This is a genomic window from Arthrobacter sp. P4_F11 (assembly GCF_056401395.1).
In genome coordinates this window covers 22,423-45,876 of record NZ_JBFUJK010000010.1, presented here as the reverse complement: position 1 = coordinate 45,876, position 23,454 = coordinate 22,423, and the positions used below count along the sequence as shown (strand labels likewise).

General features: G+C 66.5%; 26 protein-coding genes, 1 other RNA gene and 1 riboswitch. Of the genes, 14 read left to right on the top strand and 13 right to left on the bottom strand.

Annotation, left to right across the window (positions count from 1 at the left end; genetic code table 11):
* Positions 1 to 15: 15 nt before the first annotated feature.
* A complete protein-coding gene (locus tag AC1DRO_RS12660; protein WP_476951056.1) occupies positions 16 to 2,127 on the bottom strand; it encodes a GH25 family lysozyme in 2,112 nt (703 codons plus the stop codon).
* A 296-nt stretch (positions 2,128 to 2,423) separates the two neighbouring features.
* Here AC1DRO_RS12660 and galE point away from each other — a divergent pair, with 296 nt between their 5' ends.
* Entirely contained in the window at positions 2,424 to 3,467 is a 1,044-nt protein-coding gene (gene galE, locus AC1DRO_RS12655) for a UDP-glucose 4-epimerase GalE (protein WP_476951055.1), read from the top strand.
* Positions 3,468 to 3,480: 13 nt separating this feature from the next.
* Here galE and AC1DRO_RS12650 read toward each other — a convergent pair whose 3' ends face one another.
* Positions 3,481 to 4,353, bottom strand: coding sequence for a glycosyltransferase family 2 protein (locus tag AC1DRO_RS12650; RefSeq protein ID WP_476951054.1), 873 nt, complete (start codon positions 4,351 to 4,353; stop codon positions 3,481 to 3,483).
* Between the two features lie 189 nt (positions 4,354 to 4,542).
* On the opposite strand from AC1DRO_RS12650, the gene AC1DRO_RS12645 reads away from it, so the two are divergent.
* The 13 genes from AC1DRO_RS12645 to ssrA all read left to right on the top strand — a co-directional run bounded on the left by AC1DRO_RS12645 (position 4,543) and on the right by ssrA (position 15,131).
* Positions 4,543 to 5,766, top strand: a complete 1,224-nt coding sequence (locus AC1DRO_RS12645) for a CpaF family protein (protein ID WP_476951053.1) — start codon at positions 4,543 to 4,545, stop codon at positions 5,764 to 5,766.
* Complete coding sequence (locus AC1DRO_RS12640; protein ID WP_476951052.1) at positions 5,766 to 6,620, top strand: type II secretion system F family protein; 855 nt, start codon at positions 5,766 to 5,768, stop codon at positions 6,618 to 6,620. The genes AC1DRO_RS12645 and AC1DRO_RS12640 overlap by 1 nt, the downstream gene beginning before the upstream one ends.
* Positions 6,617 to 7,558 (top strand): type II secretion system F family protein, encoded by a 942-nt coding sequence (locus AC1DRO_RS12635; protein ID WP_476951051.1) that lies wholly within the window; start codon positions 6,617 to 6,619, stop codon positions 7,556 to 7,558. The genes AC1DRO_RS12640 and AC1DRO_RS12635 overlap by 4 nt, the downstream gene beginning before the upstream one ends.
* A 316-nt stretch (positions 7,559 to 7,874) precedes the next feature.
* Entirely contained in the window at positions 7,875 to 8,078 is a 204-nt protein-coding gene (locus AC1DRO_RS12630) for a hypothetical protein (RefSeq protein ID WP_476951132.1), read from the top strand.
* Positions 8,079 to 8,081: 3 nt separating this feature from the next.
* Positions 8,082 to 8,507 (top strand): TadE family protein, encoded by a 426-nt coding sequence (locus tag AC1DRO_RS12625; RefSeq protein WP_476951050.1) that lies wholly within the window; start codon positions 8,082 to 8,084, stop codon positions 8,505 to 8,507.
* Positions 8,488 to 8,940 (top strand): hypothetical protein, encoded by a 453-nt coding sequence (locus tag AC1DRO_RS12620; protein WP_476951049.1) that lies wholly within the window; start codon positions 8,488 to 8,490, stop codon positions 8,938 to 8,940. Before AC1DRO_RS12625 ends, AC1DRO_RS12620 begins: the two co-directional genes overlap by 20 nt.
* Before the next feature lie 35 nt (positions 8,941 to 8,975).
* The gene (locus tag AC1DRO_RS12615; RefSeq protein ID WP_476951048.1) at positions 8,976 to 9,389 is read left to right on the top strand and encodes a pilus assembly protein TadG-related protein; all 414 of its coding nucleotides are present in this window, start codon (positions 8,976 to 8,978) and stop codon (positions 9,387 to 9,389) included.
* Positions 9,390 to 9,582: 193 nt separating this feature from the next.
* On the top strand, positions 9,583 to 10,698 hold the full coding sequence (gene prfB, locus AC1DRO_RS12610; protein WP_223916104.1) for a peptide chain release factor 2: 1,116 nt from the start codon (positions 9,583 to 9,585) through the stop codon (positions 10,696 to 10,698).
* 193 nt (positions 10,699 to 10,891) lie between these two features.
* Entirely contained in the window at positions 10,892 to 11,713 is an 822-nt protein-coding gene (gene ftsE / locus AC1DRO_RS12605) for a cell division ATP-binding protein FtsE (RefSeq protein ID WP_043435207.1), read from the top strand.
* On the top strand, positions 11,710 to 12,624 hold the full coding sequence (gene ftsX, locus AC1DRO_RS12600; RefSeq protein ID WP_028276034.1) for a permease-like cell division protein FtsX: 915 nt from the start codon (positions 11,710 to 11,712) through the stop codon (positions 12,622 to 12,624). The genes ftsE and ftsX overlap by 4 nt, the downstream gene beginning before the upstream one ends.
* 26 nt (positions 12,625 to 12,650) lie before the next feature.
* Complete coding sequence (locus AC1DRO_RS12595) at positions 12,651 to 14,054, top strand: peptidoglycan DD-metalloendopeptidase family protein (RefSeq protein WP_476951131.1); 1,404 nt, start codon at positions 12,651 to 12,653, stop codon at positions 14,052 to 14,054.
* Positions 14,055 to 14,180: 126 nt separating this feature from the next.
* Positions 14,181 to 14,651 carry an SsrA-binding protein SmpB gene (smpB, locus tag AC1DRO_RS12590; protein ID WP_026266743.1) on the top strand — a complete coding sequence of 157 codons (471 nt, stop codon included), beginning with the start codon at positions 14,181 to 14,183 and terminating at the stop codon, positions 14,649 to 14,651.
* Between the two features lie 111 nt (positions 14,652 to 14,762).
* Positions 14,763 to 15,131, top strand: a transfer-messenger RNA (tmRNA) gene (ssrA, locus tag AC1DRO_RS12585).
* Between the two features lie 143 nt (positions 15,132 to 15,274).
* On the opposite strand, the gene AC1DRO_RS12580 is transcribed toward ssrA, so the two are convergent.
* The 11 genes from AC1DRO_RS12580 to hisN all read right to left on the bottom strand — a co-directional run bounded on the left by AC1DRO_RS12580 (position 15,275) and on the right by hisN (position 23,438).
* Positions 15,275 to 15,619, bottom strand: coding sequence for an SHOCT domain-containing protein (locus tag AC1DRO_RS12580; RefSeq protein ID WP_243181221.1), 345 nt, complete (start codon positions 15,617 to 15,619; stop codon positions 15,275 to 15,277).
* 33 nt (positions 15,620 to 15,652) lie between these two features.
* Positions 15,653 to 16,141 carry a DUF6325 family protein gene (locus AC1DRO_RS12575; protein ID WP_052355026.1) on the bottom strand — a complete coding sequence of 163 codons (489 nt, stop codon included), beginning with the start codon at positions 16,139 to 16,141 and terminating at the stop codon, positions 15,653 to 15,655.
* Between the two features lie 300 nt (positions 16,142 to 16,441).
* Complete coding sequence (locus AC1DRO_RS12570; protein WP_018775274.1) at positions 16,442 to 16,576, bottom strand: hypothetical protein; 135 nt, start codon at positions 16,574 to 16,576, stop codon at positions 16,442 to 16,444.
* A gap of 47 nt (positions 16,577 to 16,623) precedes the next feature.
* Positions 16,624 to 16,995, bottom strand: a complete 372-nt coding sequence (locus AC1DRO_RS12565) for a hypothetical protein (RefSeq protein ID WP_243181223.1) — start codon at positions 16,993 to 16,995, stop codon at positions 16,624 to 16,626.
* 87 nt (positions 16,996 to 17,082) lie between these two features.
* Entirely contained in the window at positions 17,083 to 17,451 is a 369-nt protein-coding gene (locus AC1DRO_RS12560; protein ID WP_476951130.1) for a fluoride efflux transporter FluC, read from the bottom strand.
* Positions 17,451 to 17,900 (bottom strand): fluoride efflux transporter FluC, encoded by a 450-nt coding sequence (locus AC1DRO_RS12555; RefSeq protein WP_476951047.1) that lies wholly within the window; start codon positions 17,898 to 17,900, stop codon positions 17,451 to 17,453. The genes AC1DRO_RS12560 and AC1DRO_RS12555 overlap by 1 nt, the downstream gene beginning before the upstream one ends.
* Positions 17,901 to 18,614, bottom strand: coding sequence for a metal-dependent transcriptional regulator (locus AC1DRO_RS12550; RefSeq protein WP_476951046.1), 714 nt, complete (start codon positions 18,612 to 18,614; stop codon positions 17,901 to 17,903).
* Positions 18,615 to 18,630: 16 nt separating this feature from the next.
* Positions 18,631 to 19,917, bottom strand: a complete 1,287-nt coding sequence (locus AC1DRO_RS12545; protein WP_476951045.1) for an Nramp family divalent metal transporter — start codon at positions 19,915 to 19,917, stop codon at positions 18,631 to 18,633.
* 167 nt (positions 19,918 to 20,084) lie between these two features.
* Complete coding sequence (locus AC1DRO_RS12540; RefSeq protein WP_476951044.1) at positions 20,085 to 20,861, bottom strand: class I SAM-dependent methyltransferase; 777 nt, start codon at positions 20,859 to 20,861, stop codon at positions 20,085 to 20,087.
* Between the two features lie 81 nt (positions 20,862 to 20,942).
* Positions 20,943 to 22,382, bottom strand: coding sequence for an aminotransferase class V-fold PLP-dependent enzyme (locus AC1DRO_RS12535; RefSeq protein ID WP_476951043.1), 1,440 nt, complete (start codon positions 22,380 to 22,382; stop codon positions 20,943 to 20,945).
* A 34-nt stretch (positions 22,383 to 22,416) separates the two neighbouring features.
* A riboswitch (SAM riboswitch) is annotated at positions 22,417 to 22,530 on the bottom strand.
* 77 nt (positions 22,531 to 22,607) lie between these two features.
* Positions 22,608 to 23,438: a histidinol-phosphatase gene (gene hisN, locus AC1DRO_RS12530; protein ID WP_028277489.1), complete on the bottom strand. Its 831-nt coding sequence runs from the start codon at positions 23,436 to 23,438 to the stop codon at positions 22,608 to 22,610.
* Positions 23,439 to 23,454: the final 16 nt, after the last annotated feature.

Below are 23,454 nucleotides of genomic sequence, written 5' to 3'. Positions count from 1 at the left end.
GCTACTGGAGCAGATTCACTTGAAGGAAACTTTTGTGCCCAGCGCAGCTGTCCAGCTAATGGTCCCGCCCTGGAAGCGCTGGTAGCAGCCGCCGGCGGCCACGCCGCAGATCTCGTTCGTGACGGGGTAGCCGAGTTTGCCTTTTTCGTAGCCCAGGGTGCCCCAGGTTGTGCGGATGGCGCCCCAGGTGGCGTGGGCGCCGGTGCCGGGCGACCAGTGGATGGTTCCGCCCTGGAAGCGCTGGTAGCAGCCGCCGCCGGCCAGGCCGCAGATCTCGTTGCTGGTTGGGTAGCCGAGTTTGCCGTTTTCGTAGCCCAAGGCGCCCCAGGCTGTGCGGATGGCGCCCCAGGTGGCGTGGGCGCCGGTGCCGGAGGTGTAGTGGATGGTGCCGCCCTGGAAGCTCTGGTAGCAACCGCCGCCGGCCAGGCCGCAGATTTCGTTCGTGACGGGGTAGCCGAGTTTGCCTTTTTCGTAGCCCAGGGTGCCCCAGGTTGTGCGGATGGCGCCCCAGGTGGCGTGGGCGCCGGTGCCGGGCGACCAGTGGATGGTTCCGCCCTGGAAGCTCTGGTAGCAACCGCCGCCGGCCAGGCCGCAGATTTCGTTCGTGACGGGGTAGCCGAGTTTGCCGTTTTCGTAGCCCAAGGTGCCCCAGGTTGTGCGGATGGCGCCCCAGATGGCGTGGGCGCCGGTGCCGGGCGACCAATGGATGGTTCCGCCCTTGAAGCGCTGGTAGCAGCCGCCGCCGGCCAGGCCGCAGATCTCGTTGCTGGTTGGGTAGCCGAGTTTGCCGTTTTCGTAGCCCAAGGCGCCCCAGGCTGTGCGGATGGCGCCCCAGGTGGCGTGGGCGCCGGTGGCGGGCGACCAATGGATGGTTCCGCCCTGGAAGCGCTGGTAGCAGCCGCCGCCGGCCAGGCCGCAGATCTCGTTCGTGACGGGGTAGCCGAGTTTGCCGTCCCCGCCCCCAGCTGCAGCCCATGCGGACGCGATTGCTCCGGTGATGCTATATCCAGCCGCGAAGCGTCTCAGGCCGGCGTAGTCTCCATTCCAAACATTCGAATCACCTGTAAAGGGCCCGGTGCTGCTGTACTGCCAGATGCTGTAGTTGCCCCAACTTGAGGGTATGAGTCCGACGTTGTTCGTTGGGGCCAACGGGTATGCGGCCACCCATAGCGGGTAGTCCCCGAACGCCCGCGCATCTGCCGTGCACTGCTTCCACCATGAGGTATTGGTGTAAATCACGGGCAAGCGTCCCGTTAGCGAAAGCATGGTGTTTCCAAAATCCCGTACCCAGGATGTTAGCTGGGCAGCAGACATGTCATAACAGTTGTTGCCAAAGAAGAAGCCACTGATGGTGCGGCCGGCATAGGGGTTGAATTCAATATCGAGCACCGGTGGCAGTGTGTAACCGTCAGCGCTCCATCCACCGCCATTGTTAACGAAGTAGCGTGCTTGGTCCGCCCCTGAAGACCAATTGGGGATCGCGAAGTGGTAGGCGCCTCGGACCATCCCAACACCCCGGGAACCTTGATACTGGGAGGCGAAGGTCTCGCTTGAGTAGTAGTCGCCTTCTGTTGCCTTGACATAGGCGAAGCGTGCGCCCAAATCCCACTGGTGTTGCCAGTCGACCGAGGCCTGATGGCCGCTCACATCAAGGCCCTGGATTCCGAACGTCGGCTGCCATGTGCCTTCCGCTGCCACAGCCTCGGTGGCAAGGGTCCTGCCGGTAGCACCCGGACCTGCGACAGCCGTCCCCGCAACGCGGGCCGATCGTTGCCCCATCTCGGCGCCTCCAGCGCCGATTGCCGCAGCCATCGCGGCCGCATCGGGTGGACCGGTGCGTGGGAACGAATTCGGCGTCGAGGCAGTCGTGGTTGGTGAGGGCGCGGGAGCCGGCAGCGTCGTCGTCTGGCCGGAGGGCATCGGCGTCGCATCGGCTGTAGCAACGGGCGCTGGCGTTGGAGGCGAGGAAGCAGTGCTCGACGTCGGCGTCGCAACTTTTGGGATCGGTGGCTCGGCGGCTGTGGAGGGCGCTGCCAGTCCAGGACCAACCAATAGCGAAACGAGTAACAATATGTTCCCTGCGCGTCTGGCGAAATAGTTGCCGTGGGGAAGTTGGGTCCGCTTCATTTTCTGCTCCGGAACGATGGTGCGCTTCGCGAGCGCCGCATATATGCCTCAGGTTTGTTCGGATGCGTCAGGAACCACCGAACGAAGAGAATGTCTGACTCATGGCGCTCACCCTAGCACCGTCACTCGATTGGGACCATTGATCCTGATGTTGCTCATGTGGCGGGTGGGATCGCTGCTACCTTCAGGAGGCTTGAATTCGTAGGCTGTCCAGGAGCCGTTCGGCTTTGGGATGCTGACTCGGCGGGCCTTGGTCGAGTTCGCGGTGGCCGGCCGATCCTCCTAAGCTGTCATTCATGAAGGTATTGGTTACCGGCGGCGCCGGCTACATCGGATCCCACACGACTCTTTCCCTCCTCGAAGCGGGGCACGAGGTTGTGGTCCTGGACAACCTAATGAATTCCAGCGCGGAGTCCCTGCGCCGTGTGGAGCAGCTCACGGGCAGGACCGTGGACTTCCGGGAGGTCGACCTTCTTGACGCTCCCAGCCTCGACGCCGTTTTTGCCGAGGGCGGATTCGAGGCTGTGATCCACTTCGCCGGGCTCAAAGCAGTGGGGGAATCCGTCGAGAAACCCCTGATGTACTACCAGAACAATGTCGTGGGCACCCTCAACCTGTTGCACGGCATGGACGCCGCGGGGGTACGCCGCCTGGTCTTCAGCTCGTCCGCGACTGTCTACGGTGCCTCGGATGAAGTTCCCCTCATCGAGAAGGCGCCGTTGGATGCCACCAACCCCTACGGCCGCACCAAGGAACAGATCGAGGACATCCTCTCAGACCTGGCAGCCGCCGATCCCCGCTGGAGCATCGCCCTCTTGCGCTACTTTAACCCCGTGGGCGCCCACGAGTCTGGTTTCATCGGTGAAGACCCCAGTGGCATCCCCAACAATCTTCTGCCGTTTGTGGCCCAGGTGGCCGTGGGTCGCCGCGAAAAAGTGATGGTTTTCGGCAACGACTACCCGACGCCGGATGGCACCGGAGTGCGGGACTACATCCACGTGATGGACCTCGCCGCCGGCCACTTGGCCGCCCTGGGCTACCTCAGCGACCAAGCAGGGGTGTTCCGCTGGAACCTTGGCACCGGCCGGGGTTCCTCCGTGCTCGAAGTCATCGAGGCGTTCGGCGCGGCGGCCGGCCACCCGGTGCCCTACGAATTCGCGCCGCGCCGGCCCGGCGACGCCGCCGTCAGTTACGCCGACCCGTCGGCGGCCCTGGCGGATTTGGGCTGGTCAGCGCACCGCAACCTCGCACAAATGTGTGAGGACCACTGGCGCTGGCAAAGCAGGAACCCGCAGGGCTACACCGCGGTTGCCGAGGCCGCCGGAGTTCAGGCCGACTAGCGGATCCATTGAGTCAGAGGTGGTAGCTGGACCTCAGCCGCGCCTCGACGCCGCGGCGGTCGCGCTCGCCAAGCCGGCTGGCCGCCTCCATCATGCAACGGGCGAATTCAGCGATGTCGGGATCCTCCGGGTACGGCTTTCCCGCAGTCGGCCGGTTGTACAGGATCGTGGAAGCCGATCCGTGGAAGCCGATCCGGTCCGCCGCCAGCTTGCTGAAGGATTCCGCGAGGACTTTGTCCCCGTTCTCGTCCGACCAGGCTCGGGTCTGGCTCAACTGGGTCTGGTGGCGGCGGTAGGCAATGGTTGGCAGCCGCGGAATGCGACGCATGCGCAGCCCCGCTGTGGCGGCACGAAGCCACAGGTCATAGTCCTCTGCCGGGGTCGCCTGGTACCCGCCGAGCGACTCCAGGGCGGCGCGGGAGGCGTACATCGTCGGGTTCATCAGCACGTTCGTCAGCAGCAGATGCAGGGGCATGGCCTCAGCGGAGATGCCCGGCTCGAAGCGTGGCCTGAACGGAACACTCTTGGCGTTGATCATGAGAGCCTGCGAGAAGACCATGTCCACGCCCTCGAGGGCCCGCCGCTGGACGGCGAACCTCCACGGCAGGCAGATGTCGTCGCCGTCGATGCGGGCAATGTGTTCGCCGCTGGCCCGCGAAAGCATGGCGGTCGAAGCAGCAGCGACGCCGGCTGACTGCTCATTTCGGTAGACCTTGAGCCGCTTGTCACTCATGCCTGAGAGGAAGGCCTCGGTGCCGTCGGTGCTGCCATCGTCCAGAACAAGGAGTTCCGAGTCCCGCGGCATTGCGCGCAGGGTGCTGGCAACGGTTGATTTCAGGTAGGGCATCCCGTCCTTGACGGGGAGCAGCACGCTCAGCTGTGGCACGTTCGACCTTTCTGTTGGCTAAAGTCCGAGTTTAGTCGAGCAGGCGGAGGAGGGGTGACCCGGGCCCGTTGCCGGTAACTTATCCACAAGCGTCGTTAAACGCCCTTGTCGGGAACCCCGGGCTCCTCTAGTTTTAACCCCAGTTGCACTGCCCCAGGGGGAGGGGTAGCGGTCATATTGGGGGGCACCGTGGAGGCTGTGCGCATCGTCGAAGACGAAGTCCGTGAGTTGATCCGTCGCCGCGGGCTGGATCCACTGCAGCAGAGCGGCGAAGTCCGGCGCCTGGTCGAGGCGGCTGTCAGCGACTACGACGAACGGGCCCTCCTGGCGCCGTTGCCCCCGCTGGGCCCGTTGGAGTCGGCCCGGAGATTCGTCTTCGACGCTGTGGCGGGCTTTGGTGCGCTCCAGCCGCTCCTTGACGACCCGGGCATCGAGGAAATCTGGCTCAACGCGCCGAATGAAATCTATGTAGCGCGCAACGGCGAATCGGAACTGACCTCTGTTTCGCTGACGGACCAGCAGGTCCGGGACCTTGTGGAACGGATGCTGAAGAGCTCAGGCCGGCGCCTGGACATGTCTTCGCCGTTTGTGGACGCGGCGCTCCCGGACGGCTCCAGGCTGCACGTCGTGATCCCGGACGTCACCCGGCGTCACTGGGCCATCAACATCCGCAAGTTCGTCGTCAAAGCCAGCCGGCTCGAGCACCTGGTGGAGCTGGGAACGCTCACCCCGCAGGCGGCCAGGTTCCTCGGCGCGGCCGTCGCCAGCGGCCTCAACATCCTGGTCTCGGGCGCCACCCAGGCGGGCAAAACCACCATGCTCAACTGCCTCGCCGCCAGCATCGGCACCCGCGAACGGGTCATCACGGTGGAGGAAATCTTTGAACTGCAGCTGCCGCTCCGCGACGTCGTCGGTCTTCAGTGCCGTCAGCCGAACCTGGAGGGGCAGGGGGAGATTCCGCTGCGCCGCCTGGTCAAGGAGGCCCTGCGCATGCGGCCGGACCGGCTGGTGGTCGGGGAAGTCCGGGAGGCCGAGAGCCTGGACATGCTCATCGCTTTGAATTCCGGCCTGCCCGGGATGTGCACCGTGCATGCGAACTCCGCCCATGATGCCGTGACGAAAATCTGCACGCTTCCGCTGCTCGCCGGCGACAACATCTCCAGCGCGTTCGTAGTGCCCACCGTCGCGTCCTGCATCGATCTGGTGGTCCATTGCAGCAGGCACATCAGCGGGCGCCGACAGGTCACCGAGATCCTGTCCCTGGGCCGCCGGGTGGAAAACGGGATCATCGAGTCATCCATGGTGTTCACGATGTCGGACGGGCACCTTCTGCCCAAGGCCAACTCCATGCCCGCCGCGGAAAAGTTTGCCCGCTCCGGGTACGACGTCGCGGCGCTGCTGGAGCAGCGGTGATGGCGCCGCTGGTCGGGATGCTGGGCGGCACCGGCCTCCTGCTGATCTGGTGGTCCGCGTGGGAGACGCCTGAGAGCGTGCGGCGCAGGACCCGGACCAGCCGGCTTGAGGACCTCCTGCGGTCGGCGGGCATCGAAAAGGTCAGCGCGGCAGGGCTGCTCGCCTCGTGCCTTGGACTCGGGGCCTTCACAACGCTCGCGTTCTTCGCAGTTACCGGGTCATGGCCGATCTCGGGATGCTTTGGCCTCTTTGGCGGATGGCTGCCGATGGCGATGGTCCGGTGGCGTGCCAGAAAGCGCACGGCTGTCCTCCGCCAGCTCTGGCCCGACGTCGTTGATCATTTGCGTTCAGCCATCAGGGCCGGCCTGTCACTGCCGGAGGCTCTTATCCAGCTGGGCGACAAGGGCCCCGTGGAGCTGCGCCACGTGTTTGTGGACTTTGGCTCCGACTACCGGTCGGGAGGCCAGTTCGATCCCTCACTCACCCGGCTCAAGGACCGTCTGGCCGATCCCGTGGCGGACCGGATCGTCGAGGCCCTCCGGCTCACCCGGGAGGTGGGCGGTTCCGACCTCGGGAGGCTGCTGGGCACCCTCGCGGAGTTCCTGCGGGAAAGTGCCAGGACTCGGAGTGAGCTGGAGGCAAGGCAATCCTGGACCGTCAACGCGGCACGCCTGGCCGTCGCTGCGCCCTGGATTGTCCTGGTGTTGCTGGCCAGCCGTCCTGAGGCCGTGATGGCGTACAACACCCCGCTCGGCGCTGCCGTCCTTTTGGGCGGCCTTGCCGTCTCCCTGCTGTCCTACGCCATCATGCTGCGTATCGGGGCGCTGCCGGAAGAACAGCGGGTCCTCCGATGACGGGCCTGATGGCCGGCGCCGCGGTGTGCGGGGCCGTGCTCGGGGCGGGCCTGTGGCTGGTCCTCGTCCGGCTTCCCTTCATGCGCCCAACGACGTTCGTCGAACGTATCGAACCGCAGCTGAGAACCCACAGCCTCGAATCCCGGCTTTTGCGGGCCGCCCCGCGGAATGTCACACCATTTGGGCCGCTCGAGCGGATCCTCCGCCCGGCGTTCCGGGACGGTGCCAGGTCCCTGGGCAGGATCAACCTTGGCGCGACGGCGTTAAACCGCAGGCTCGCCCGCGCCGGCAGCGCCAAAACAGCCGTGGACTTCCGGGCTGAGCAACTCCTCTGGGCGGCCGGCGGTTTCGTCCTCGCCGTCGGCGTTGTGGCGCTCGCCGGCTCGATCGGCCGCTTCAGCCCGTTCGTCGCCGTCGTGGCCGTCGTGGGCAGCGCGGTCGGCGGGTTCCTGCTCCGGGACTACCTGTTGGGCGCGCACATCAAGAAACGGGAGACGCGGATGATGGCGGAGTTTCCGAGCATCGCCGAACTCATGGCCCTGGCCGTCAGCGCCGGCGAAAGTGCCACCGGTGCCCTGGACAGGGTCTGCCGCAGCGCGCGGGGTGAGCTCTCGCAGGAATTCGGCCGTGTCCTCGCAGAGACCAGGTCCGGCAAGCCCCTCGTGGAAGCCCTCCACGAGTTCTCGTCCAGGACCGATCAAGGGCCGCTGCTCCGTTTCGTGGACGGCATGATCGTGGCCGTCGAACGTGGAACACCCCTCGCCGACGTCCTCCGGGCGCAGGCACAGGATGTCCGGGACACAGCCAAGAGGGAACTGATGGAGTCCGCCGGCAAGAAGGAAATCGGCATGATGGTGCCGCTTGTCTTTGGCGTCCTTCCGCTCACGGTCATCTTCGCCGTCTTCCCCGGTCTGGCCGCCATCAGTCTCGGACTCTAGGAGCCTGGCGAACGACGACGACGGACAGCCGGCGGCTGCCCGCCGGCCGGCACGGGCAGGACTCAAGAAAAGTCATACGAGGAGGGAACAGGATACGAAGGACGCCCTGCATCTGGCCGGCCAGCCTGGGGCACCCGGTGCACGATCTGCCTGCGACATGTCACGAACCATCAGATCCAAAAACAGGACCCCGGAAAACCAGAAAACCAGAAAACCAGAAAACACAAAACCAGAAACACAAAACCAGAGAACCAGGAAAGAGGACACGGTGAAGAACTTCGGAACCCGGGCTGCAGTGGCGGCCTGCGCGCTCAGCATGTTGACCTGGTGGTCTGCTCCGCCGCAAGCGCGGGCGGCGGACCACTCTGACGTGGGAACCGCCCATCCCCAGCGCGGGGATGTCCCCGGCTGGGTCATGATCACGCTCATGTCGGCAGTCCTCGTGGCCGCCCTGCTCGCCCTGGCCGGTCCTGCGCTTGAGGGACTCTTCAACCAGGCAATGGACAAGGTCGGACAGTAGGCAATGGCAGCCCAGGGCGGGGGGACCGGGCGCCAGACCGATAGCGGGAAAAACCGCAAGGGCGCGGAGCGGGGCGCTGCAGTGGTGGACTTCGTGCTGATCGGTGCGTTGCTCACCTCGCTCTTCCTCGCGATCGTCCAGCTCACCCTGGTACTCCACGTCCGGAATACGCTGATCGACGCCGCCGCCTCGGGCGCCAGATACGGCACGTTGGCCGACCGCAACGACGGGGACGCCAAGGAACGGACTGTCCAGCTGATCACGGCGGCGCTCAATTCGGATTTCGCGCGGGACGTGGGGACAAGCGAATCGACGTTCCAGGGCATCCGTACACTCGAGGTGACCGTCCGGGCACCCCTGCCGATCATCGGCTTCATCGGTCCCCGGGCGCTCTTGGAGGTGAAGGGCCATGCGGTTATCCAGCGGTGAATGGCCGGAGCACGACGCCTCACCGGAACAGGGGAGTGCCGTGGTCGAGTTCGTCTTCCTGTCCGCACTGCTGATGGTGCCGCTGGTGTACTTCATCATCACCGTGGGCCAGATCCAGGGCGGCTCGTACGCAGTCGTGGGCGCCGCCGACCAGGCCGCCAAGGTCTATGTTGCCCAGCCGGACGCGGCAAGCGGCCGGGCAGCGGCAGAGCAAGCCGTGCTGCTGGCGCTCGCCGATTACGGCCAGCCGGCGGGAAACGGCACCGTCGACACCCGCTGCGAGCCTGCCGATTGTCTGGCTCCCGGTTCGGCGGTGACAGTCACCGTCCGCCTCACCGTGCCCCTGCCGTTTTTGCCGTTCAGCGACGCACTGCATCTGAACGCGAGCCAGCTCAGCGCGTCGGCAACCCAGCTGGTGGGCAGGTTCCGGTGAGGGGCCGGCCCGGGCCCTGCCGGCAGGAGGGACAGGTGCTGGTGCTGAGCATCGGCTTCATGCTGATTGCCCTGCTGGTCGCCACCGTCGTAATGGCGGCCTCCAGCGTCTACCTCGAACACAAGAAACTGCTCTCCCTCGCGGACGGTGCCTCGGTGGCGGCAGCGGATAGCTTCACCCTCGGCCAGCTGGGCAACTCCGGCGGCACGCCGTCCGCCGTCCTCAGCGGGGCGAGGGTTCGCAGCACCGCTGTCGACTATCTGGGCCGCAACGGCGCGTTCGAGCGCTTCAGCGCCCTAAGCGTGGCGCCCTCCACGGGCAGCCCGGACGGCGCCACCGCCGTCGTCGTCCTGAGTGCAGCCGTCCACCCGCCGGTGGTGAACTTCCTGGTGCCGGACGGCATCCGGATCGAGGCGACGTCCACGGCGCGCTCCCGCCTCAGCCGGTGAGCCGCTGGCCCGCCAGTCCAGTTGCCCTATCAGTAGATGCTGCCAACCAGGCCGTCAGGCAACCCAAAGTGGCAGGGCAAGCGGATATCGGGCAACCCAAAGTGACAGGGCAACCATCTATCGGGCAACCCAAAGTGACAGGGCAACCGGCAGGGTCGGGCGGCTAGGACACATAGCGTAGGCTTAAAAAACCATGGCAAACATTGATTTTCCCGCTGAAATCCGCGCACTGCGGGCCACCTACACGTCCATCGAGAACGTCTCGAACGTCGAGGCGCTCAAGGAAGACATCGCCGAGCTCAGCGAGCGGGCCGGTGAACCCAATCTGTGGGACGACCCCGCCGCGGCGCAGGTCATCACCTCGAAGCTCTCGCACAAGCAGACCGAGCTTGAGCGGCTCAACAAGCTCGTGGCCAGGATCGACGACCTTGAGGTCCTCGTGGAACTCGGCCAGGACGAGGACGACGCCGACTCCATGGCCGACGCCGCCGCGGAACTCGAATCGGTCCGCAAGGCGCTGGCCGACCTTGAAGTCGTCACCCTGCTCTCCGGCGAGTTCGACGAGCGCGAAGCCGTGGTGACCATCCGCGCGGGCGCCGGTGGTGTGGACGCGGCGGACTTCGCCGAAATGCTGCTGCGCATGTACCTGCGCTGGGCCGAACGCCACGGCTACCCGACGACCATCATGGACACCTCCTACGCCGAAGAAGCCGGACTGAAGTCCGCCACCTTCGAGGTCAAGGCGCCGTACGCCTTCGGCACGCTCAGCGTCGAGGCCGGCACCCACCGCCTGGTCCGGATCAGCCCGTTCGACAACCAGGGCCGCCGCCAGACCTCGTTCGCGGCCGTGGAAGTGATCCCGCTGATCGAGCAGACGGACTCCATCGACATCCCGGACAACGAGATCCGCGTGGACGTCTTCCGCTCCTCCGGCCCCGGCGGCCAGTCGGTCAACACCACCGATTCCGCGGTGCGCCTGACCCACATCCCCACTGGCACCGTGGTGTCGATGCAGAACGAAAAATCGCAGCTGCAGAACCGCGCCGCCGCCCTGCGGGTGCTGCAGTCCCGGCTGCTGCTGCTGAAGAAGGAACAGGAGGACGCCGAGAAGAAGGCGTTCGCCGGCGACGTCAAGGCCTCGTGGGGCGACCAGATGCGCTCCTACGTCCTGAACCCGTACCAGATGGTCAAGGACCTCCGCACCGAGCACGAGGTCGGCAACACCTCGGCCGTGTTCGACGGCGAAATCGACGACTTCATCGACGCCGGCATCCGCTGGCGGACGGACAACCGCAACGCCGAGAAGTAGGCCCGGCGCCCGGCCGGGCGCCTCCACTGGGAGGTCCCTGACAATCGCGCGACACGCCCCGCCGTTCCGGCGGTTCCGCCGTTACCCGTGCGTATAGTCGAGGGGCCGGAGCTCTACTTCCCCCAAACGAAAGCCCTTGCGCCGGCAGCAGAACCGGGCCCTCGCGGTCATGTCCTGCAGGGTACTAAGGGCCATGATCCGTTTCGAAAATGTCACCAAGGTCTATGACCAGAAGGCGCGGCCGGCGCTGGATTCGATCAACCTTGAGATCGACCGTGGCGAATTCGCCTTCCTCGTCGGCGCCTCCGGTTCCGGCAAATCGACCTTCCTGCGCCTGGTCCTCAAAGAGGACCGCGCCTCCTCCGGTGCCGTCTACGTGGCCGGCCAGAACGTCGCGAACATCTCCAGCTGGCGCGTGCCGCGCCTGCGCCGCGGAATCGGCGTCGTCTTCCAGGACTTCCGCCTGCTGCCGCAGAAGACCGTCTTCGCCAACGTCGCCTTCGCCATGCAGGTCATCGGCAAGAGCCGCAGCGTCATCCGCGACACCGTCCCCGAGGTCCTGAAGACCGTCGGCCTGGAAGGCAAAGAAAACCGTCTCCCACACGAACTCTCCGGCGGCGAGCAGCAGCGCGTGGCGATCGCCCGCGCCGTCGTGAACCGCCCCGGCATCCTGCTGGCCGACGAGCCGACCGGAAACCTGGACCCCACCACCTCGATGGGCATCATGGGCGTGCTGGACAAGATCAACCAGAACGGCACCACCGTGGTGATGGCCACGCACGACGACGACATCGTCAACGAAATGCGCAAACGGGTGGTGGAACTGAAGAACGGGGTCGTCATCCGCGACGAAGCCAAGGCCCTCTACACCTCCATGATTCCCGTCGTGGGCCAGTCGCGCCGCCTGCGCGACGCCAGCGGACGGGACGAACAGCCGCAGGTTATCCCGCCCCGGGCCGGCTCGCGCGCCGAAGCCCGCGCCGAGTTCCGCACCGCAGGGGAGGGCCAGGCGTGAGGCTTGCATTCGTCCTGGGCGAGATCGGCAGCGGCCTGCGCCGCAACCTGTCCATGGTGATCTCCGTGATCCTGGTGACCTTCGTGTCGCTGACCTTCGTCGGCGCCGCCGGCATGCTGCAGCTGCAGATCAACCAGATGAAAGGCTACTGGTACGACAAGGTCCAGGTGGCCATCTTCCTCTGCAGTGACGGTTCGACGGCGCCCGGCTGCGCCACCGGTCCGGCGACGCCGGAGCAGGAGGACAACCTGCGCACGCTGCTGAAGTCGCCCGCGGTGGCGCAGTACGTCAACGACTTCCAGTACGAGTCCAAGGACGACGCCTACAAGCACTTCAAGGAACAGTTCTCCAATTCCCCGATCGTTGACTCCGTGACCCCGGACCAGCTGCCGGCGTCCTTCCGGATCAACATGAAGGACCCGGAGAAGTACGAGATCATCAGCGAGACCTTCTCCTCCCAGGCCGGGGTAGAGACCGTGATCGACCAGCGGCAGCTGCTGGAGCGGCTGTTCTCGGCCATGAACGCCGCGTCCCTGGTGGCCGTGAGCATTGCCGGCGTCATGATCATCTGCGCCATCCTGCTGATCGCAACCACCATCCGGCTCTCCGCGTTCAGCCGCCGCCGGGAAACAGGCATCATGCGCCTGGTGGGCGCGTCCAAAATGGTCATCCAGCTCCCGTTCATCCTCGAAGGCGTGATCGCCGCGGTGATCGGTGCCGCCCTGGCCTCCGGCACCCTGTGGGCCGTGGCGCGCTTCTTCCTCGAAGGCGTCCTGTCCAAGCAGTATCCGGACACCGCGTTTATCTCACCCGGGCAGACCCTGATCCTGGTACCTGCCCTGATTGGCCTGGGCGTTGTCCTGGCCGGAATTTCCTCCCTGCTGACCCTCCGCCGGTACTTGCGGGTCTAGCCTTGCGAAACGAAAAGGGAATGCTTATGACACCGATGGCCCGCCGCCCCCTCCGGCAATCCCTCCGGCTCCGCCTGGTGGGGCGCCGCAGCCGGATGATCAGCGCCACCCTGGCGCTGGTCCTGGCCGGGACCATGGGGGCCTCGAGTCCGGCGGCATTCGCCGATGACCTTGAGGACCAGCAGGCCGCGCTGCGCGACGAGGCGGCCCGGGTCCAGCACTCCCTCGAATTCGTGGACGGCAAGATCGCCCAGGCTGCGGCAGACCTGGTCCTGTACCAGGGCCAGCTCCCCGGCGCCCAGCAGGCGCTCACGGACGCCCAGGGCCGGGTGGCCGGAGCGGTCCAGGAAGTGCAGGCCCTCGCGGCCCGCGTGGACCTGGCGCAGCAGAACAAGGCAAAAATCACGCAGCAGCTGGAAGCGGACAAGCAGAAGATCGCGGACACCCGGAAACTGATCGGGCAAATCGCCACGCAGGCCTACAAGTCCGGCGGCGTCCCGTCCAACCTGTCCCTGTTCTTTGGCTCGAACCAGGGCAGCAGCCTGACGGACACCATCGACCTCGCGGACCAGGCCCTGCGCAGCCAGAACTCCGCGATGGACAAGCTCACCCAGCAGAGCGCCACCAACGTCAACGCGCAGGCCCGGCTGGCCGCCGTCGAGGCTGAAATCACCGACCTCAAGGCCAAAGCCGACGCCGCCCTGGCCCGGGAAAAGGCCGCCCGGGACGAGGCCGCAGCCAAGAAGGCCGCCGTGGACAAGCTGATTGCCGACACCACCCGGCTCGACGCCCAACTCCAGGCCGCCAAGCCCGGCATCCAGAACCAGCTCGCGCAGGTCAAGGCCCAGCAGGACGCCGTCGCCGCCGAGATCGCCGAACGCGACCGGAAGCTGCGTGAGGCCTGGCTGGCCGAGCAGCGCCGCATTGCCGAGGCCGCGGCGGCCGCCGCCCGGGCGCAGGGACAGGCCGTCCAGCCGTATGTCCCGCCGGCCCAGGGCTCGCCGTCGGCCTTCGGGCTGCAGCACCCGTTCCCCGGCAATATTCCGATCACCTCCGGGTTTGGCTGGCGGGCGACGCCGCCGGGCACCATCGACTTCTACGGCCAGGGCGGCTACATGCACACCGGCATCGATTTCGGTGCCGCCTGCGGCACGCCCGTCTACGCCGCGGCTGCCGGCACCGTCTTCTCGGCCGGCTGGGCCAACGACGGCGGCGGCAACAACGTGAAGATTTCCCACGGGGTGGTCCAGGGCAACTCGCTGACCACGATTTACTACCACAACACTTCCGTGGCGGTCTCGGTCGGCCAGCACGTCAACCAGGGGCAGCTGATCGCCTATTCAGGCACCACCGGCAACTCCACCGGCTGCCACTCGCACTTCGAGACCTGGCTCAACGGCCGGGCCGTGGACCCCATGAACCTGCTGTAGTCCGGCCCGGGCCATCCGGCAGGCCATCCGGCGGGCCATCCGCTGAGGCGGGCGCCCTGCCGTAAACTGGAAAGACTCCGCACCACCTGGCCGGAGTGAACCACCAACAAACCGAGGAGTCCTACCGTGCCCAAAGAAAGTGGCCGTAAGGTAGTGGCCACCAACCGCAAGGCCCGGCACGACTACCACGTCCTTGACACCTATGAGGCCGGCATCGCGCTGATGGGCACGGAAGTGAAGTCCCTGCGCGAGGGCCATGCTTCGATGGTGGACGGCTTCTGCACGTTCTACAACGACGAGCTGTGGATGGAGGGCATCCACATCCCCGAGTATCACCAGGGGAGCTGGACGAACCACGCCGCACGCCGCCGCCGCAAGCTGCTGCTGCACCGCGAAGAGCTCACGAAGATCTCGCACAAGATCCGCGAGTCGGGCTTCACGATCGTGCCGCTGCAGCTGTACTTCGTGGACGGCCGTGCGAAGGTCGAAATCGGCGTCGCCCGCGGCAAGAAGGAATATGACAAGCGCCAGACACTGCGCGAACAGCAGGACAAGCGCGAGGCCCAGCGCGTCATGCGCGAACGCAACCGCCGCTAGCGCGCCGCAGGCTGTCACGGTGCCCGGGAATGTTTCCCGGAGGCGGTGCGTTATGATTGGTAGTCCGGGAAGGATTCGAAAGTATCCGGTCCGGGTTTGATAAAAAAATACGGGGATGATCGGTTTCGACGATGTTAGTCGCGACAGGTGAAGCGGGCCGAGGATGCAGAATTATCTCGTAAACGCTGTCTGCAAACCAATAAGTGCCGAATCAAAACGCACTGACTTCGCTCTCGCTGCCTAAGCAGTAAGACAGTCCGTCAGCCCGAGGTTGCTATTGCCCCGGATCCTGGCGTCATTTAGATAGCCACTGCTGTTTACCTCCGTCATCGGGGTAAACGGGACTCTTAGATGACTGGGCCCGGATCAGCCAGCTGTTTGCAGCATGGCTGGGGCCGAGAAATTCCAACGCAAACTGCGCCCGGAGAAGCCCTGACAACACGACATCGGACGGGGGTTCAATTCCCCCCATCTCCACATAGGGGCCCGGCAACGGCGCTCCACCCCGTATTGGGTTCACAAAAGTCCCCGCCGGCTTCTGTCGGCGGGGACTTTTGTGCTTAAAGCCAAAGAGGAGGGAAGCGTCTTCCGACACTCCCCCTCCTCCTTCCAGTTGCTTGGCACTACATGCCGAGGATCTTCGCCTTCTGGACGCCAAACTCTTGTTCCGTGAGAATCCCTTGATCCTTCAGCGCCCCGAGCTGCTTGAGCTGTTCGAGGGCTTCGTTTGAGATGCCGCCGGCAGCCGGGGGAGGGGGTGGTGGCTGCTGGTAGACCGGCTGCTGGTAGGCCTGCGGCGGTGGCTCCTGCTGGGCCATCTGCGAATCGTAGGCCTCCTGCTGCTTGGCCGCCGTCGCGGCGTCCTTCTCGGCAAACTTGTTGGCCTGGCGGCGCTGGACCCGGCCGCTGACTGCACTGGCTGTCCCGGCAACCACCGCCGTCCGCCCTATACCTCTGAGAAGTCCCATAATTTTCTCCTGTCGGATTGCTTCCTGTGTGTCTTACGCGTCGGGTGCCGGCGACACGGCGGGTGCCGTCGTCTCGGCGTCGAGGGCCTCGAGGGCATCGAGTGCTTCCATCACGTCCGGAGCAGGGATCCGCGTGCTCGCGATGAGTTCGCCCCCGCTGTCCCGAACGGCCGCCACGAACGGTGCCGCCCAGATGTTCTCGTAGACGATCAGCGCGGCCACAGTCCCGGGGAGCAGCGCGGCCGAGGCCTCGGCGATGTCGTCATCGCCCAAGAGCCCGGTCCGGGCTCCCTCGAAGTAGGAGAACCCCGCCGCCGGACCGCCTGGGTCGGTGAGTTCGAGCACCTCGACAGATCCGTCGTCATTCTTCATGACGACGAGGAGATCGAAGAGGCGGATCACGCCCTGCTCGACGAGCTTAACGAGTTCCTCACTCGCCTGTCCCGTCAGTCCCGATACGGGGAACTCCAGGAGTACGAAGTCGACCGGCCCGTGGGCCTCAGTCTCCGGTGTGATTGTCACTGGTATTCCTCCGGTCTGTGTCGAGCACGCTGTCTGGCGCACTGGTCTTAGTGTGGGCGGTCCCCGCCGGGCCGTCACCACCCGCGTCGAATGATTCCGATAGGGGCCGCGCCGCTCAACGGTTGGAACTGCCCCGCGGACATGGCCCCGGAATGGGACCTCTCGGTCGGATTCCAAGACCACTAAACCGCCAACGGGAGATTGTCACATCATCCATTTCGGGTGAGCCCCAGCCCGCTTCGACGTGTCAGGCCAATACGACAAGAGGCCGGAAGCAACGGCTTCCGGCCTCTCGATATTTCAGCGCTTCTTGATGTGTGCCACTGGATCGGTGTGGGCATCGACGATGTGTTTCGCCTTCTTCTCTGCCCGTTTTTCCTTGATGGTTTTAACCGACTTCTTCGACACGCTCTGGTGCGGCGTCTTGTCAGGCATGGTGCTCTCCCTCACGGCAGGGGCCAGGGGTAGCCCCGTCTTTTAAGCTACGCCTCGGGAACGGCGGCGTCCACGATCCCTGCGAAACGGCTGCCGACGCCGTCGTACACACTGCGCACGAGCCCGGGCCCAAGCACCGGGATCTCGCGCGCCTCGTGGTGCACGCAGCAGACGTACGTGAATTCCGGCCACCATTTTTTGGGCCGGGCCGCTTCGGAGAATCCGCAGACGGCACAGGTGAGCTGGACCCAGACGGGCCGCTTGCCGGTGCGGTTTGCCTTGGACTGGACCAGCCACGCCGGCGGGTTGTCCAGCAGCTCGCCCAGCTCGGCCTCGGACAGCCGGGGCGGGATGCCGTGACGGTGCGCCATTTCCAGGGGAATGTCGAGGATCTGGGCTGCTTCACGTCGGGTAACCATCCTTCAACGATACGGGAACGACGGCGGCCCGAAGCCACCACGGCGCCCCGGTGTTACCCTCGCCACACCGGCGGCGGGCTGAGGTTTTCAGCCGGCGAGGGCAAGCCCAAGCGCCGCGGCCGTGAGCCCCACGAGAAGGTTCGCGCCGATGTTGAGCGCCGCCGCCCGGTACCGCTCTTCGCTGACCAGGCGGACCGTCGCGGTGGTCCATGAGCTGAAGGTGGTCAGGCCGCCGGCGAGACCGGTTGCGATCGCGGCGTGCCAGTCGGCGCCCAGCTCCAGGTGGCCGGTCAGGCCGACGGACCAACCGATGATGAAGGATCCGGCGACGTTGACCGTGAGCGTCGCCCAGGGCCAGTGCGGTCGGGAGCCCTGATGGTGCGCAAACCAGGAGTCGACGGCGAACCGCAGGAGTGCTCCCGCCACCCCGCACGCCCCGACCATCAGCGCGGTCATCATTGGGCACCGCCGCGGAGGTCGGCAATCGCCTTGCCGGTTTTCCAGCCGGCCGCGGCGGCCCCGAGGCCCAGGACGAGCGAGAGCCCGAGGTAGGCCAGCCACGTGGCATGGAAGCCGCCGCGGATCTGCTGGTCAATGGCGATCACCAGCGCCGAAAAGGTGGTGAAGGAACCCAGGAGGCCGGGGCCGATGCCGGCCCGCAACCAGAAAGCCGTTTGTGGCCGCGCGATCCAGAGGGTGGTCAGGGTGGCCAGGACGAAACTCCCGGAGACATTGATCGCCAACGTGGTCCACGGCACCGCGCCGGCGCCTTCGGGAAAAATCTGGCCGGCGCCGAAACGCAGCTCGGTTCCGATCAGCCCGCCGACGGCGACGGCGGACCAGGCCTTCCAGCCCGGCACCCCGGGGCGCGGCACGGCCCGGCGCTCGTCCAGCGCACCCTTCACTCAGCTCTCCGTGACGCTGCAGCCGGCGTGCCCGGCATCGCTGTGGACCCAGAGGGCCGAGGCGACCTCGTCGGCGAAATCGAATTCGCGCAGTGCCGCGGCGGAACCGATCCGCACTACCATGGGGCCACCGAAGGGACGCCGGCCTACCACCTCCACTTCGGCGTCGAGGTCGATGTCCTCTGCGGCGAGATAGCGCAGGAGCTCCGGGTTCTCGTCGCTGATCCGGGTGATCCGGCCGGTGTGGCCGTCGTCGAGTTCGCTCAGGCGGTGGGCGGCGGGCATCAGCACCGAGCCGTCGGCGGCCGGGATGGGATCGCCGTGCGGGTCCCGGGTGGGGTTCCCCAGCTTGGCCGCCATGCGTTCAATAAAGGTGTCCGAGACGGCGTGCTCCAGGAGTTCGGCTTCGTCGTGGACCTCGTCCCAGCGGTAGCCCAGCTCGCGGACGAGGAAAGTCTCGATCAGCCGGTGCCGCCGAACCATGGACAGGGCGAGCCGGACTCCATCGCTGGTGAGCGTGACGGCGCTGTAGGGCTTGTGGTCCACGAGGCCCTGGTCCTTGAGCTTGCGGACCATTTCCGACACCGAGGAGTTGGCGACGCCCAGGCGCTGTGCCAGCTGCGTGGAGGTGATCGGCTTGCGCTGCCACTCGGTGAACGAATAGATGACCTTGACGTAGTCCTCGATCGAGGAGGAGGGCGTACTGGTCTTCACAGACCTAAGCCTACCGTCAGCTGCCTCCGGAGAAAGTGAGCCACAGCAGCACCAGGTTAAGAGCCACGACGAGCACCACGCTGATGATGGCGGCGACTCGGAGGGCCGGGCCGTCGGCGAAGCGGCCCATCAGGGCTTTGTTGCTGGTCAGCACCACCAGCGGGACCAGGACAAAGGGAATCCCGAAGCTGAGGACCACCTGGCTCAGGACGAGTGCCCACGTGGGGTCGAAGCCCACCGCCAGCAGCACGACGGCGGGGATAAGGGTCACGACCCGCCGGGCCATGACGGGGATCCGGATCTTGAGCAGGCCCTGCATGATGGTGCCGCCGGCATAGCAGCCCACGGAGGTCGATGCCAGGCCGGAGGCGAGCAGCCCGACCGCGAAGATCACGCCGACGATCGGGCCGAGATTGGCGGTGATGGCGGCGTGCGCGCCCTCGATCGTGTCCGTGCCTTCTTCGCCGCCGAGGGTGGAGGCGGCCAGGAGCAGCATCCCAATGTTGACCAGCCCGGCGATCGCGAGGGCGGCCACGACGTCGAACCGGGTGGCCCGGACCAGGCGCGCGATGGCCGCCGGGGGAACATGCAGGTGTTCGTCCGGCCGGTGCCGGTCCCGGGACAGGGCAGAGTGGACGTAGATGGCGTGCGGCATGACGGTGGCCCCGAGCATGCTGGCGGCCAACAGGACGGTGTCCGGGCCCTGGAAACCGGGCATGAGCCCGGCCAGGGCGGCCCCCGGATCGGGCGGGCTGATGAACAGCCCGGCCAGGAAGCCGACTGTGATGATGCCGAGCAGGAACATGATGATGAATTCGAACGGCCGCTGTTTCTGCCGGGCCTGGACCGCGAGCAGGAGCATGGACACGGCGCCAACAATCATGGCGCCCAGGGGGAGGGGCAGGCCGAAAAGCAGGAACAGGGCGATTGCGCCGCCCACCACCTCCGCGAGATCGGTGGCGGCGGCGACGACTTCGGCCTGCACCCAGAAGGCGCGGCGCCAGAACGGCTTGAGCCGTTCACCAAGGATCTCCGGAAGGCTCTTGCCCGTGACGATCCCGAGCTTGGCGGACTGGTACTGGACGAGGACGGCCATGACGTTGGCGGCCACGAGGACCCACACCAGCAGGTAGCCGTACTGCGCTCCGGCGGTCAGGTTGGCGGCTACGTTTCCGGGGTCCACGTAGGCGATCGACGCCACGAAGGCCGGTCCCAACAGGCCGATCAGCGCCCTCCGGGCACCCGGGTGTTTGTAAGTGGGGGCGTCCTGCGCCGGTTGCCCGTGTCCCGTTAGCTCCAGCACTGCCAGCTCCTGTGATTGGCGCGTCGGCGTTGACGCGATGATCGGCGCCGGCCGGAAAACAGCCGGTGTCAAAGTTTCGTGTGCCTATAAGAAATTATTAGGCATACCGAAACAATAAGCCCGGCGGGCGCTGCGTGCAATCCGGGGGCATCCGGGGTGAGCGTGCATCAGGCCCGGAAGGCCCGCCACGTCTGGGTCAGGTAGGGCAGCCGGAGCACCTCGCCCGGGGTGTGCCCCAGATGCTCGTTCAGGTACCAGGCAAGGTTGGCTGTGACCTTGGTCCGGGTGGAGGCCGATGCCGCGAGATAGTAGCTGCGGGACTTGGCGAGCTCCTGGATGTCCTCCGTCGTGACGGAATCCTCCCAGCGCGTCAGGTGGCTCTCCAGCCCGGTGAACTCGGGGCCCACGGCCGGACGGAAGTGTGGCTTGTGGACGTCCCCGGCGTGCATGATCCGGGAGAGCCGGTGCACCCAGGGCACGCTGGTGTCCAGCTGGTTCCAGATCAGGCCCAGCACGCCGCGCGGCCGCAGGATCCGGGCAATCTCGGCGCTGGCCGGGCCCGGGTCGCACCAGTGCCACGCCTGGGCAACCGTGACCAGGTCAAAGGACTCCGGCTCGAGACCGGTGTCCTCGGCGCTGCCCTCGATGGCGGTGACGTCCGGCAGGGTCCGGCGCAACTGCTCAAGCATGTCGGCAGAGGGGTCCACGGCCACCGTGCCCAGTCCGCGTTCTGCCAAAAGGGAAGTGAACTTCCCGGTGCCCGCGCCAATGTCCGCGGCGTCCCTGGCTCCCGCCGGAACCAGCCAGTCGGCCGACTCCTGCGGATAGCCGGGGCGGACGCGTTCGTAGTGTTCGCCGCCGTCCTGGAAGCTTTGTCCGAGTTCCTGGCGCCGCTCGCTGTGCAGCTTCGGTCCGCTGTGGAGCCTGGGTCCGGCGCTTGCCACGTGCGATCTCCTTCTGGAAGGTCCTGCTGGTTTCAGATACCTTTCGAATTTACCGCACCCGCGCCGGGCCCTGATCCTGCGCTAGTCGAGGGTGCAGGGCGCAGCGCCGGCCGTGCCCGGGGTGTTCGGAGCCCAGTGGGGGTAGCTGCGGGTATCGTTGGCCGGCACCCAGCGGCCGGCGTCCACCACGTAATCCCAGCCGAGTCCGTTCTGCCGCAGCTGCTGCAGGCCGGCCAGCAGGCGTTCGGCGTCCTCCAGCCGTGAGCCGAGGCCGAAGCTGGCCCGCAGGGAGCCGGCGGGCAGGCCGAGCCGCTTGAGCAGCGGGTGGGCGCAGAAGCGGCCGTCGCGCAGGCCAATGCCGTGTTCGGCCGACAGGTAGGCGGCCACCAGTCCGGCGTCGTAGCCTTCCACGGAAAAGTTCACGACGCCGATCGTGCCGGTGTCCGGCTGATCGCCTCCAGTGGAAGAAGCGGAGGAAGAATCAGAAACCGAATCGGCAAAGATCCGGTGCACGGTTACTCCTTCGATGCCCTGGAGGCCCTCGACGAGGAAGGACCGGATGGCGTCCTCGTGGGCCTGCCACTGCTCCGGGTCCAGGGCCGCAATGACCTGGGTGGCGCGGGCGAGGGCCGCCGCGCCGAGGACGTTCGGCGAGCCGCCCTCGTGCCGGGCAGGTCCCGTGGTCCAGCTGACGGAGTCGAGCCGGGCATCGCGGACCGCGCCGCCGCCGGCCAGGTGCGGGGTGCCGGCGTCGAGCCAGTCTGTCCGCCCCACCAGCACGCCGGCGCCGAACGGGGCGTACAGCTTGTGTCCCGAGAAGGCGAGGTAATCGACGTCGTCCGCGGCGATATTGATCCGCCGGTGCGGGGCGAGCTGCGCGGCGTCGACAACGATCCTGGCGCCGTATTCGTGCGCCAGTGCGGCCAGGGTCCGGATCGGGAGGATCTCCCCGGTGACGTTGGAGGCGCCGGTGACGGCCAGCAGGCTGACGCCGCCGCGGGCGAGTTCGTCGCGCAGGCGGTCCACGGTGGCCGCGAGGGTGGCGGCGGCCACGACGCTGCGGTGCGGGACATTCTGCCAGGGCAGGAGGTTGGCGTGGTGTTCGATGTCGAGGTAGAGGACCTCGCCCGCGGGCCGCCCGTCGCGCAGCGGCAGGCAGCCGGCCAGCAGGTTCAGGGAATCGGTGGTGTTGCGCGTGAAGATCACGGAATCGTCGGGCCGGCCGCCCACGAAGTCCCGCACGATGTCCCGGGCGTTCTCGTAGACGGAGGTGCTGATCTGCGATGCGTAGCCGGCGCCGCGGTGCACGCTCGCGTAGTACGGCAGGATTTCGTTCAGGTAGGCCGAGACCACGGACAGGGCCGGGGCGGAGGCGCCGTAGTCGAGGTTGGCGTAGCGCGCGTGGCCGCCGGTGATCAGCGGGGCCTGGATTTCGGCCCCGGTGACGGCTGCCAGCGGGCGGGCCGCGAGGGCAAGCCGTGCATGGAATTCAGGGGCAACGGGGAAAATGGCAGTTGTCATGGGACCTCACTCGAACAGGACCCCACACCGTGGGAATCCGCGCTTGCCGGGTCCGTTCCGGACCGGCCAGGTCGTCACCCGGGGCACCCCACCGCGACTGGAGGGTTGCCGGCCAGCAAACCGGGGTTTAGCGCTGGCACTCGTGACCTGCATCGAGCGTAGGACATCGGGGCAGCCGGGGAAAAGGCGGCCGCCGATTGTGAAGCGGATTATTACGGGCGCGGCTCAGTTGTTCGGGTGGGCTTGGAAGAGGTCGTCGAGTCCGGGGTTGAGCCGCTTGAGCACTTCCGAGTGCAGGATCGAATTGGTGGCCAGGGCGTTGCCGCCGAAGGGGCCGTCCTCGCCTTCGAGCGAGGTGAAGCGGCCGCCGGCCTCGGTCACGATCGGCACCAGGGCGGCCATGTCGTAGAGATTCAGCTCGGGTTCGCAGGCGATGTCCACGGCGCCCTCGGCCACGAGGCAGTACGACCAGAAGTCACCGTAGGCGCGGGTGCGCCACACTTCCTCGGTCAGGCCCAGGAACTCGTCCAGGTTCCCGCGTTCCTTCCAGCCGCCAAGGCTGGAGTAGGACAGCGAGGCGTCCTCGAGATTGGAGACGTTGGATACCTTCAACCGTGTGGCGGCGGCGAGCGAGCGGCCCGTGTAGGCGCCTGCACCCTTGGCGGCCCACCAGCGCTTGCCCAGTGCCGGCGCGCTGACGACGCCGACCACCGGCTCGCCCTCATCGACGAGGGCGATCAGGGTGGCCCAGACCGGGACGCCGCGGACAAAGTTCTTCGTGCCGTCGATCGGGTCGATGATCCACCGGCGGGAACCGTGGCCCGAGCTGCCAAATTCTTCGCCCAGGACCGCGTCACGCGGACGTGACCGGGAGAGCTGGCCGCGAATGGCCTCTTCCGCGGACTTGTCGGCATCGGTGACGGGTGTGAGGTCGGGCTTCGTCTCGATCCGAAGGTCGAGCGCCTTGAAGCGGCTCATGGTCTGGGAATCGACCGAATCTGCCAGTACATGGGCAAGGCGCAGGTCATCGTTGTAGCTCGAAGCGGGTTGACTCATGGTTCCAAACTACCGT

Excerpts from the sequence above, each read along its gene's own strand:
- AC1DRO_RS12635 (WP_476951051.1), top strand. The coding sequence starts at position 6,617 with ATGACGGGCCTGATGGCCGGCGCCGCGGTGTGCGGGGCCGTGCTCGGG.
- AC1DRO_RS12565 (WP_243181223.1), bottom strand. The coding sequence starts at position 16,995 with ATGGTTACCCGACGTGAAGCAGCCCAGATCCTCGACATTCCCCTGGAA.
- AC1DRO_RS12660 (WP_476951056.1), bottom strand. The coding sequence starts at position 2,127 with ATGAAGCGGACCCAACTTCCCCACGGCAACTATTTCGCCAGACGCGCA.
- AC1DRO_RS12560 (WP_476951130.1), bottom strand. The coding sequence starts at position 17,451 with ATGACCGCGCTGATGGTCGGGGCGTGCGGGGTGGCGGGAGCACTCCTG.
- AC1DRO_RS12580 (WP_243181221.1), bottom strand. The coding sequence starts at position 15,619 with ATGGGACTTCTCAGAGGTATAGGGCGGACGGCGGTGGTTGCCGGGACA.
- AC1DRO_RS12640 (WP_476951052.1), top strand. The coding sequence starts at position 5,766 with ATGGCGCCGCTGGTCGGGATGCTGGGCGGCACCGGCCTCCTGCTGATC.
- AC1DRO_RS12625 (WP_476951050.1), top strand. The coding sequence starts at position 8,082 with ATGGCAGCCCAGGGCGGGGGGACCGGGCGCCAGACCGATAGCGGGAAA.
- AC1DRO_RS12595 (WP_476951131.1), top strand. The coding sequence starts at position 12,651 with ATGACACCGATGGCCCGCCGCCCCCTCCGGCAATCCCTCCGGCTCCGC.
- AC1DRO_RS12630 (WP_476951132.1), top strand. The coding sequence starts at position 7,875 with ATGTTGACCTGGTGGTCTGCTCCGCCGCAAGCGCGGGCGGCGGACCAC.
- prfB (WP_223916104.1), top strand. The coding sequence starts at position 9,583 with ATGGCAAACATTGATTTTCCCGCTGAAATCCGCGCACTGCGGGCCACC.
- hisN (WP_028277489.1), bottom strand. The coding sequence starts at position 23,438 with ATGAGTCAACCCGCTTCGAGCTACAACGATGACCTGCGCCTTGCCCAT.
- galE (WP_476951055.1), top strand. The coding sequence starts at position 2,424 with ATGAAGGTATTGGTTACCGGCGGCGCCGGCTACATCGGATCCCACACG.
- AC1DRO_RS12620 (WP_476951049.1), top strand. The coding sequence starts at position 8,488 with ATGCGGTTATCCAGCGGTGAATGGCCGGAGCACGACGCCTCACCGGAA.
- ftsE (WP_043435207.1), top strand. The coding sequence starts at position 10,892 with ATGATCCGTTTCGAAAATGTCACCAAGGTCTATGACCAGAAGGCGCGG.
- AC1DRO_RS12535 (WP_476951043.1), bottom strand. The coding sequence starts at position 22,382 with ATGACAACTGCCATTTTCCCCGTTGCCCCTGAATTCCATGCACGGCTT.
- AC1DRO_RS12570 (WP_018775274.1), bottom strand. The coding sequence starts at position 16,576 with ATGCCTGACAAGACGCCGCACCAGAGCGTGTCGAAGAAGTCGGTTAAA.